At 56.5% G+C, this 2,921-nt stretch carries 1 tRNA gene and 2 rRNA genes; all 3 read left to right on the top strand.

What is annotated here, in order from left to right:
• Positions 1–1,251 (top strand): 16S ribosomal RNA (locus ACODTW_RS28185); the annotation flags it as partial.
• A gap of 150 nt (positions 1,252–1,401) precedes the next feature.
• Positions 1,402–1,477 (top strand) — tRNA-Ala (locus tag ACODTW_RS28180).
• Positions 1,478–1,788: 311 nt separating this feature from the next.
• Positions 1,789–2,921 (top strand): 23S ribosomal RNA (locus tag ACODTW_RS28175); the annotation flags it as partial.

Here is a 2,921-nt window from a genome sequence, read left to right as displayed (position 1 = left end):
GGCCTACCAAGGCGACGATCAGTAGCTGGTCTGAGAGGATGATCAGCCACACTGGGACTGAGACACGGCCCAGACTCCTACGGGAGGCAGCAGTGGGGAATATTGGACAATGGGCGGAAGCCTGATCCAGCCATGCCGCGTGAGTGATGAAGGCCTTCGGGTTGTAAAGCTCTTTCGCACGCGACGATGATGACGGTAGCGTGAGAAGAAGCCCCGGCTAACTTCGTGCCAGCAGCCGCGGTAATACGAAGGGGGCTAGCGTTGTTCGGAATTACTGGGCGTAAAGGGCGCGTAGGCGGCTTATCAAGTCAGGCGTGAAAGCCCCGGGCTTAACCTGGGAACTGCGCTTGAGACTGGTAGGCTAGAGTACCGGAGAGGTGGGTGGAATTCCCAGTGTAGAGGTGAAATTCGTAGATATTGGGAAGAACACCGGTGGCGAAGGCGGCCCACTGGACGGTAACTGACGCTGAGGCGCGAAAGCGTGGGGAGCAAACAGGATTAGATACCCTGGTAGTCCACGCCGTAAACGATGTCGGCTAGACGTTGGGGCCCTTAGGGTTTCAGTGTCGCAGCTAACGCATTAAGCCGACCGCCTGGGGAGTACGGCCGCAAGGTTGAAACTCAAAGGAATTGACGGGGGCCCGCACAAGCGGTGGAGCATGTGGTTTAATTCGAAGCAACGCGCAGAACCTTACCAACCCTTGACATGCCTTGACCGGTGCAGAGATGCACCTTTCCCTTCGGGGACTAGGACACAGGTGCTGCATGGCTGTCGTCAGCTCGTGTCGTGAGATGTTGGGTTAAGTCCCGCAACGAGCGCAACCCCCACTGTTAGTTGCCATCATTTAGTTGGGCACTCTAGCAGAACTGCCGGTGACAAGCCGGAGGAAGGCGGGGATGACGTCAAGTCCTCATGGCCCTTACGGGTTGGGCTACACACGTGCTACAATGGTGGTGACAGTGGGCAGCGACCACGCGAGTGGAAGCGAATCTCCAAAAGCCATCTCAGTTCGGATTGCACTCTGCAACTCGGGTGCATGAAGTTGGAATCGCTAGTAATCGCGGATCAGCACGCCGCGGTGAATACGTTCCCGGGCCTTGTACACACCGCCCGTCACACCATGGGAGTTGGCTTTACCTGAAGCCGGTGCGCTAACCGCAAGGAGGCAGCCGACCACGGTACGGTCAGCGACTGGGGTGAAGTCGTAACAAGGTAGCCGTAGGGGAACCTGCGGCTGGATCACCTCCTTTCTAAGGAAGAACCTTCCCTTTGGACACAGTCGGGGCTTATCCCGATCACCTTCTGGGTGGGTCCGCCGTCTCCGCATCCCTTCTCATGGATCAGATAGCTAAGCCCGGTGCTTTGCGCCGGGTTTTGGCTATTTTGGATCACCGCTGACTGGGGGCGTAGCTCAGTTGGGAGAGCGCGTGCTTTGCAAGCATGAGGTCGTCGGTTCGATCCCGTCCGCCTCCACCATCCTCCGCCTGTGTGGCGTTGAGGTTGGGGTGAGTGGTGATAGAGATCCATGGGGAGCAACAGATCGGTTGCCTGAAAGGGTGACTGTAGGCAGCAAGGGCTGCCGGTTCTTGGACATCGTGAAGAAATTGGTTTTGTGAAGTGTGACCGAATGGGTTCCGCTTTGCAGGGAAGGCGGCCTCTTAGCCGAGAGGGTTTGCTTTCTGTCGTTGTTCCGTTGAGACGGGGCAGGTGACAACTGGAAAGCGGATAGTGCTGTTTGTCGTGTTTATGCTGTGTGGGCTTGTCCCTGCGCGTGAGCGTGATGAATGGATCAAGCGTCTTAAGGGCATCTGGTGGATGCCTTGGCACTGAGAGGCGATGAAGGACGTGGCACGCTGCGATAAGCCATGGGGAGCCGCGAGCAGGCTTTGATCCGTGGATTTCCGAATGGGGAAACCCCACCGTAAGGTGATCCCAGACTGAATACATAGGTTTGGGAGGCGAACCCGGGGAACTGAAACATCTAAGTACCCGGAGGAAAGGACATCAACCGAGACTCCGCTAGTAGTGGCGAGCGAACGCGGACCAGGCCAGTGGTCAATTCTACATAACCGGAACCGTCTGGAAAGTCGGGCCAAAGCGGGTGACAGCCCCGTACGGGTAAATCGGAATTGATCCTTGAGTAGGGCGGGACACGAGAAATCCTGTCTGAACATGGGGGGACCACCCTCCAAGCCTAAGTACTCCTCAGTGACCGATAGTGAACCAGTACCGTGAGGGAAAGGTGAAAAGCACCCCGACGAGGGGAGTGAAAGAGCACCTGAAACCGGATGCCTACAAACAGTCGGGGCTCCTTTATGGAGTGACGGCGTACCTTTTGTATAATGGGTCAGCGACTTACAGTCGGCAGCGAGCTTAAGGCGATAGCTGGAGGCGTAGCGAAAGCGAGTCTGAATAGGGCGCTTTAGTTGCCGGTTGTAGACCCGAAACCTGATGATCTAGCCATGGCCAGGTTGAAGGTGCAGTAACATGCACTGGAGGACCGAACTCACGCCTGTTGAAAAAGTCGGAGATGAGCTGTGGCTAGGGGTGAAAGGCCAATCAAATCAGGAAATAGCTGGTTCTCCGCGAAAGCTATTTAGGTAGCGCGTCGGATGATTACCACCGGGGGTAGAGCACTGGATGGGCTAGGGGGGCGCAAGCCTTACCAAACCTAACCAAACTCCGAATACCGGTGAGTACAGTCCGGCAGGCAGACGGTCGGTGCTAAGGTCGATCGTCAAGAGGGAAAGAGCCCAGACCGCCAGCTAAGGTCCCCAAGTGGTGGCTAAGTGGGAAAGGATGTGGGAAGGCCATGACAACCAGGAGGTTGGCTTAGAAGCAGCCATCCTTTAAAGAAAGCGTAATAGCTCACTGGTCTAGATAAGCCGGCCTGCGCCGAAAATGTAACGGGGCTTAAGCC

The organism is Niveispirillum sp. FG148, from assembly GCF_057809655.1.
This window is presented reverse-complemented; position numbering and strand designations above follow the sequence as displayed.